Source organism: Methylobacterium sp. P3_A11, from assembly GCF_056403155.1.
Genome location: NZ_JBFUGA010000184.1, coordinates 1 through 5746, shown reverse-complemented (window position 1 = coordinate 5746; position 5746 = coordinate 1). Strand labels below are relative to the sequence as shown.

Genomic DNA, 5746 nt, shown 5'->3' with positions numbered 1-5746 from the left:
AACAGGGGATTGAGAGCGACCACTTCCGGGTGAAACGGGCGATGCCGCGGGTAGGCGGCTTCCGTTCGTTCCACACAACCCGGCGCACGATCTGCGGCTTGGAAGCCATGCTGTGGCTGCGCAAAGGCTTCGGCTTTACCGGCGCGTGGACCGTCCGGGAGCAGAACCGGCTGCTCGAGGTCTGCTTCGGACTTCAAAAGGTTAAGGAAATCTGAAGCCGCGGTTGAACCGGCCTCTCCTGCTACCTACCCCACGGTTTGCGACAAGCCCGGACCGCGAGCTGCCCGGTGGTGAACCGCGAGGCGAGAGCAGGCGGCATCGGTCCGGAGCAGGCCAGCCGTCGGCGGCGCTCAATGGCCACGGATCGCTCAGGAGCCCGCTGGAGGCGTTTGGGCGGGAACAGCGTCACGCGGCCGAGCGGAATGCCCACGGGCGCCACGGCCTCGCGCACTGCGCTCCTGCGGGTGTGCAGCGCCTCGGCCAAGCCCTGCGCCTCGGCATCGGTGACGGTCTCGGCGGCGTGCGCCTGCCAGATAGATCGCGACAGGCTGTCGAGTTGCGCGAGTGTCCGCGCGCCCTCGATCGCCGACCGCATGGTGGCGTGAAACATCGGTCCCGGTCCCTCACGGGCCGCGGCTAGGGTCCAGGCAAAGCCTTCCTGTTGACGGAAACAGGTTCCGTCTTGACTCCCGGGTGGGAGCTATGGCTTGTGGGGGATCGTGACATCGGCCCCACAAGGCCCCAGGTTTTCAGCAGGCCCCCGTTTGGCGACGGGGGCCTGTTGGCTTTTCAGGGTCTATCTCGCGGCGATGGTCTCTTGAATGGCGGCCACGACTCGCCGCAGCGGGTCAGGCCGTAACGCTCCATGTCGGCCGGGCGGCACGGTTAAGTCAACGTTGTGGGCGGATCGTCAGGGCTCGATCTTGCCGCGATCGTCAAGTGGCGTTCCTATGCCGGCATGATCCGGTCCGAGCTTGTCACCCGCATCGCGAAGCAGAACCCGCACCTCTACGAGAAGGACGTCGAGGCGCTCGTCCGCGCCATCTTCGACCGCATCGCCGAGGCGCTAGCGGAGGGTGACCGGGTCGAACTGCGCGGCTTCGGCTCATTCGAGGTCCGCGAGCGCGATGCGCGCGCCGCCCGCAATCCAAAGACGGGCGAAGCCGTGATGGCCGAAGCCAGGACCAAGATCCACTTCAAGCCGGGGAAGGCGATGTATGACCGGCTCAATCGGGGTGGAAGCGGACCCAAGCAGGAGGCGGAGCGGTTCCTGCGAGCTTCCTGATCACGCTCTTGTGCTCCCGCGTCGCTCCCTGCGCGTTCGAGACGTGCGGCGATGCCGAGGCGCTCTCGTGTATTCTCGCCGCCGCGAGTCAGTGGTCTGTCCAGGCAAAATTAGAAAAAATTTAAGATATATCCTCCGCTGTCTAAGCATGCGTTGAGGGCACACAGAGTTCATATCGATAATCTGATCGATTGCGCGCAAATGGATTATAGGACTTGCTTTTGCGGCACATATGCATCATCGCCGAAAACCTTGGGCAACTACAGGAGCGAAAGCCTTGAACGAGGAAGAACAAGAAGCCGGTCTCAACTTTACCGAGCTGGTCGCCGAGATCATCTCAGCCTACGTCTCGAACAACCCCGTGCCGCCGGCCGAGCTGCCGGCCCTGATCGCGAAGGTGCACGGGGCGGTTTCCGGTCTGGCCACTGCGGGTGGCTCAGGTGCCGCGGCTCCGGACGCCGAGGTCCAGAAGCCAACGCCAGCCCAGATCCGCAAGTCGGTTCGAGACGATGGCATCGTGAGCTTCCTCGACGGCAAGACCTACAAGACGCTCAAGCGCCACCTGACCAGCCACGGGTTCGACCCGCGCAGCTACCGCGAGCGCTACGGCCTGCCCGCCGACTATCCGATGGTCGCCCCGAGCTACGCCGAGCAGCGCTCACAACTCGCGCGAGCGATTGGCCTCGGTCGCCCCGGCGGTCAGGCCGAGCGTCAGAATGTCAAACGGAAAGCGTCCTGATCGCCGCGCCGACTATCGGCTTCGCCGCGTCGGACGGCCGTAGGTCTGAGCCCAGGTCAGCGTGACGACGTTGCCGGCTCGGTCCCGGGAAGGCGTCGATGCAGGTTCGGCAGGAGTTTCCTGAACCGAGCCTGCGCACTTCCGACCGGCGCGCCCGATCCAGCGAATGACCCGATCTGCAGGCGGGCAGCGCCACACCAGCCGAGCCTCACGCGCAGTCTTCGTTCGCCAGACGCAGGCGTACCCGACGGCGCGTCCTAGGATTGCCATAAGCTCAGCCTCTGCCCCTACTCGCGGTACGGGGCGCCAACGAAAGCAGTCTTTCATCGATGCTTCACGGGTTCTAGCGCGCGCAGGATACCTCCGATGCCTAGACTCGGCGTTATCCACGTATTCCAAATGCTTAGGACCGCGCCTCAAACGGGAGGACCGTTAGGACCAGGGGCATCCTGGGTAATTACCCAGGCCCTTGCGCGCCGCCGATTTCGCTGATTCCCTCGTGGGATGGGTCGAAGCGATCTTGAGCGGTTGAGCCGCGAGGAGCTGATCGAGCTGGTGTTGCGGCTGCAGCGACCAGAGAAGACCTCGCGCACCTCGTCCAAGCCGCCGGCGATGGATCGCAAAGAACAGCGTGCGCAATCCAAGCCCGGTGGTGCCAAGCCGGGGCACGAGGGCCACAGCCGGGTCCTGAGCGACGATCCGGACGCGGTGGTCGATCATCGTCCCGCGGCGTGCGCGTGTTGTGGCGGCGATCTGAACACGGCGCTGTTGGTGGAGGTCGTCAGCGTCTCTGAGCAGATCGAGCTGCCCGCGGTGGCGCCGATCGTCACAAAGCACCGCCGGCTCGCGGTCCGTTGCCCGAGTTGCGGGACACGGGTCGTCGCGCCGGTGCCGGAGGCGGCCCGCGGCACGCCGTTTGGCCCGCGGCTGCATGCGGTGGCGACGTATCTCAAGACGTTCCAGGCGCTCTCCTATGAGCGGCTGCAGGCGGCGCTCTCCGACCTGTTCGGCCTGACGCTGAGCCAGGGCGGGCTGATGAACCTGCTATGCCGCGCGCAAGCGCACTTCCGTCCCGGCCGCGCGGTTGCTGTGTCGGCGTTACGCAAGGCCATCCAGCCCGACAGCGGCGGTAAGGACGTGTTCGTCCACATCTCGGCCGTCGAGAGCGCTGGGATGCGCAACCTGATCGAGGGGCAGAAGATCTCCTACGACGTCGAGAACGACCGGCGCAGCGGCAAGGAGAGCGCCGCCAACCTGAAGAGCGCCTGATCATTCCCGTTCCGGCCTCGTCTCGTGGCCGACTGTTGATGCTCGGCTAACCGCCCTCCCCCATCCTGCATTTCGGGCCGCGTTGCGTACTTAGCCCCGCGTCGTGAGGAACGGCGCCAAGCCCCGCCAGCCCGTGATCAGATCGAGCGGCGGGGCCGAGCGGCCGACGTATGTGCCGCTACAGCCATCGCTCATCAATGTCGGTGGCGTTGCGTTCGGCCACCGGCTGTGTCTCATCGCCTTCGGCAAAGACCACGATGTCGTCAGGGCCGATGTCGCGGTTCGCGTAGAAGTCCCATCGGTGGTGGATCACCCGCGGGCCGCCGAAGATCCTGAAGGCATTCCAGTACCGGTAATCCCGGAAGCCGACGTAGTGGACGCAGCGTGTCGCCATCTGCCGCCACGCCTCAGTGCCGCCGTGCGACCAGCCGGGCCAGACGGGGCCGCAGCGGAAGAGACAGGCGGTAGGCCAGCTCGGCAATCGGCAGTACGGGCCGGAAGCCTAGCACCCGCAGGTCGACCAAGCGGCCGAGCCAGCGCCGGCCGGGCAAGGTCCGCCACAGGCGGGCAAACGCAGCTGCGCCGGAGACGAGCTGACCGTCCGCGGCGCGCACGTAGAAACGCTTCAGGGCGGCCTCGCGGCAGAGGTCGGGCCCGAGCGCCGGCGCAGGTGCATCACGACCGACATCGACGAAGGCGAGCCGATCGGCCCCTGCGCACTGGCGGTAATGGTCAATCTCGGCGCGGCAGAGCGGGCAGCTGCCATCGTAGTAGACGCTGAGATCCTTCTCGGACGTGACGTCGCGCATGTCTACACCGGAGGGCGTGGTTTCAGTTGGCGGGCGGGCTCAGGACCAGCTTGCCTTTGAACGGCGCGTCGGCGTTACGGGTGCTGGTACAGGCGTACTCCTCCTGCCCTGCCTTCATGGTTCGCAGGCGCAGCGTACCCTTGCCGTTCTGCTTGACGGTGTAGCCCTTCTCGCTGGCGACATGCACGAGATCGCCGTCGGCATGCAGCACCAAGCCGTTCTCGAATTGACCGGGCGCGGTGATCGTGACTGGCGCATCGGCGCTGCTCACGATGTTCAGCGCGACGTTCGTGTCGGCAGGAAGACGGAGTTCGGCCGGCTCACAGACCGGCTTGCCATCCTTCATGCTGATCGTCAGTTCCACTGGTGGCATCGCATCGCTGGCCGGCGGCGCCAGGGGCTTGCCCTGGGCAAAAGCCGGTCCCGCGATGAAGAGCGCGACAAGCGTCGCCAGCCCTCGATAGAAGTTCAGCATGAGATGCCCTCCCCGGGTTGAGGCTCGGCGGTGGCGGCCGACCGCACCGGCAGGAAAGGCAGCGCGGTCGATGACGTTCCACGGCGCGACGCCGCATGTGGGTGAGCCCTGCGGCACGGCATGGCCGAACAGGACCGTGCATCTTGCGTCGGGGTGGTGGGTTTGCAGCGTAGAAACCTGAGTGCGTGGCAGCCATGGCTTACACCGTCGAAAAGCTCGCACCCGGCAGCTACGACGTGTTGCTGGACGGCGTCGTGATCGCGGGCTTGGTGCGCAGCGTCTATCGCCATGGCCCAAGCGATACGTGGCTGGTTGACTTGCTCGACGAGGTGCCCGCCACCGATCGGCCCGCGCCCTTCACATCCCAACGGCGCCTGTTCAAATCGCGTCCGGCTGCGCTGGAATGGCTCGGCATCCGCGAGGAGGGCACCCCTGATGCGTCGAGCGGGTGAGAACCGCCCGCGGTCGCCTCGTGGCCTTTGGCACAGCCATGGTCTTCGTCAGCGCCGTGAAAGCTCTGGAGACGATCGGCATCGAGGATGCCCTGAGCTACTGCACCGGCGCCGCGGTTATCGCGGTCCTGCTCACCTGAGCCCTGTCGTCATGACACCCGGCCTAGAATTCATCCCCGAGAACGGCGGCGGGGCCGGGATCCGCTTCCGGGAGCGGAAGGGGTGAGCGCAGCCGATGTTGGATAGTGCCACGCTCTGGGATCTCGTGACCGACGAGCGCATCGCAATCGAAGAGGTCGGTTCAGCGGTTGACGTCTACCTCTCTGAGCCCTCCACGCAGGTTTACCCTATCGGGCCAGACCACGTCCTCGATCTAGCTGCGGCCGTTGCCGCCCACGCCTCCGCGCTCGCGACGATCGCGGATAGCGAGGCCGACGAACCATCGCGTCGCATGGCCGTGCGATCGGCCTTACTCATGGCCCGACCTGCAATCCGATCAGGCTCATGTTGAGACCATCCCAAAGAAAGCGCCCGGCTACCTCTGGATAGAAAATCAGGCGCAGCTAGGGCGTGTCATCGCTTGAGCCAGTCGAGGGCTGCGGCGAGGGACAGGACACCCATGAAGCTTGTGGCGGTTTTCTCGTAGCGGGTTGCGATGGCACGCTATTCCTTGAGCCTCGCCCAGAGGCGCTCGACCTGATTGCGATTGTTGTAGAT

The 5746-nt window shown here is 65.6% G+C and carries 10 protein-coding genes and 2 pseudogenes; 7 read left to right on the top strand and 5 right to left on the bottom strand.

What is annotated here, in order from left to right:
- A partial coding sequence (locus tag AC1DXK_RS29880) for a DDE-type integrase/transposase/recombinase (protein WP_477299635.1) occupies nucleotides 1-215 on the top strand: 215 nt, incomplete at its 5' end.
- Between the two features lie 26 nt (nucleotides 216-241).
- On the opposite strand, the gene AC1DXK_RS29875 is transcribed toward AC1DXK_RS29880, so the two are convergent.
- Nucleotides 242-610 (bottom strand): hypothetical protein, encoded by a 369-nt coding sequence (locus AC1DXK_RS29875; RefSeq protein ID WP_456686180.1) that lies wholly within the window; start codon nucleotides 608-610, stop codon nucleotides 242-244.
- Between the two features lie 348 nt (nucleotides 611-958).
- On the opposite strand from AC1DXK_RS29875, the gene ihfB reads away from it, so the two are divergent.
- The 4 genes and pseudogenes from ihfB to AC1DXK_RS29855 all read left to right on the top strand — a co-directional run bounded on the left by ihfB (nucleotide 959) and on the right by AC1DXK_RS29855 (nucleotide 3293).
- Nucleotides 959-1285: an integration host factor subunit beta gene (gene ihfB / locus AC1DXK_RS29870; RefSeq protein ID WP_456686275.1), complete on the top strand. Its 327-nt coding sequence runs from the start codon at nucleotides 959-961 to the stop codon at nucleotides 1283-1285.
- Nucleotides 1286-1562: 277 nt separating this feature from the next.
- Nucleotides 1563-2024 (top strand): Ros/MucR family transcriptional regulator, encoded by a 462-nt coding sequence (locus AC1DXK_RS29865; RefSeq protein ID WP_456686272.1) that lies wholly within the window; start codon nucleotides 1563-1565, stop codon nucleotides 2022-2024.
- A gap of 504 nt (nucleotides 2025-2528) precedes the next feature.
- Nucleotides 2529-3134, top strand: a pseudogene (locus AC1DXK_RS29860) (IS66 family transposase zinc-finger binding domain-containing protein); the annotation flags it as partial.
- Nucleotides 3114-3293 (top strand): cold-shock protein, encoded by a 180-nt coding sequence (locus AC1DXK_RS29855; protein WP_456686274.1) that lies wholly within the window; start codon nucleotides 3114-3116, stop codon nucleotides 3291-3293. The pseudogene AC1DXK_RS29860 and the gene AC1DXK_RS29855, both read left to right, overlap by 21 nt.
- A gap of 178 nt (nucleotides 3294-3471) precedes the next feature.
- Here the strand turns inward: AC1DXK_RS29855 and AC1DXK_RS29850 are convergent, their stop codons facing one another.
- Genes AC1DXK_RS29850 through AC1DXK_RS29840 form a run of 3 tightly spaced genes read right to left on the bottom strand, consistent with a single transcriptional unit; the run spans nucleotide 3472 to nucleotide 4577 of the window.
- The gene (locus AC1DXK_RS29850; RefSeq protein ID WP_456686271.1) at nucleotides 3472-3687 is read right to left on the bottom strand and encodes a hypothetical protein; all 216 of its coding nucleotides are present in this window, start codon (nucleotides 3685-3687) and stop codon (nucleotides 3472-3474) included.
- A gap of 13 nt (nucleotides 3688-3700) precedes the next feature.
- Nucleotides 3701-4102 (bottom strand): thiol-disulfide oxidoreductase DCC family protein, encoded by a 402-nt coding sequence (locus AC1DXK_RS29845; RefSeq protein ID WP_456686270.1) that lies wholly within the window; start codon nucleotides 4100-4102, stop codon nucleotides 3701-3703.
- Between the two features lie 22 nt (nucleotides 4103-4124).
- Nucleotides 4125-4577 carry a cupredoxin domain-containing protein gene (locus tag AC1DXK_RS29840; protein ID WP_456686269.1) on the bottom strand — a complete coding sequence of 151 codons (453 nt, stop codon included), beginning with the start codon at nucleotides 4575-4577 and terminating at the stop codon, nucleotides 4125-4127.
- A 194-nt stretch (nucleotides 4578-4771) separates the two neighbouring features.
- Between AC1DXK_RS29840 and AC1DXK_RS29835 the strand changes: the two genes are divergently transcribed.
- Together AC1DXK_RS29835 and AC1DXK_RS29830 are read left to right on the top strand one after the other, a co-directional pair.
- Nucleotides 4772-5029 carry a hypothetical protein gene (locus AC1DXK_RS29835; RefSeq protein ID WP_456686268.1) on the top strand — a complete coding sequence of 86 codons (258 nt, stop codon included), beginning with the start codon at nucleotides 4772-4774 and terminating at the stop codon, nucleotides 5027-5029.
- Nucleotides 5026-5169 carry a hypothetical protein gene (locus AC1DXK_RS29830; protein WP_477299634.1) on the top strand — a complete coding sequence of 48 codons (144 nt, stop codon included), beginning with the start codon at nucleotides 5026-5028 and terminating at the stop codon, nucleotides 5167-5169. The genes AC1DXK_RS29835 and AC1DXK_RS29830 overlap by 4 nt, the downstream gene beginning before the upstream one ends.
- A gap of 433 nt (nucleotides 5170-5602) precedes the next feature.
- Here the strand turns inward: AC1DXK_RS29830 and AC1DXK_RS29825 are convergent.
- A pseudogene (locus AC1DXK_RS29825) lies at nucleotides 5603-5746 on the bottom strand (transposase); the annotation flags it as partial.

Bases quoted from the DNA above. Each gene is read 5' to 3' on its own strand.
- AC1DXK_RS29840 (WP_456686269.1), bottom strand. From the start codon at position 4,577: ATGCTGAACTTCTATCGAGGGCTGGCGACGCTTGTCGCGCTCTTCATC.
- AC1DXK_RS29875 (WP_456686180.1), bottom strand. From the start codon at position 610: ATGTTTCACGCCACCATGCGGTCGGCGATCGAGGGCGCGCGGACACTC.
- AC1DXK_RS29835 (WP_456686268.1), top strand. From the start codon at position 4,772: ATGGCTTACACCGTCGAAAAGCTCGCACCCGGCAGCTACGACGTGTTG.
- AC1DXK_RS29845 (WP_456686270.1), bottom strand. From the start codon at position 4,102: ATGCGCGACGTCACGTCCGAGAAGGATCTCAGCGTCTACTACGATGGC.
- AC1DXK_RS29850 (WP_456686271.1), bottom strand. From the start codon at position 3,687: ATGGCGACACGCTGCGTCCACTACGTCGGCTTCCGGGATTACCGGTAC.
- ihfB (WP_456686275.1), top strand. From the start codon at position 959: ATGATCCGGTCCGAGCTTGTCACCCGCATCGCGAAGCAGAACCCGCAC.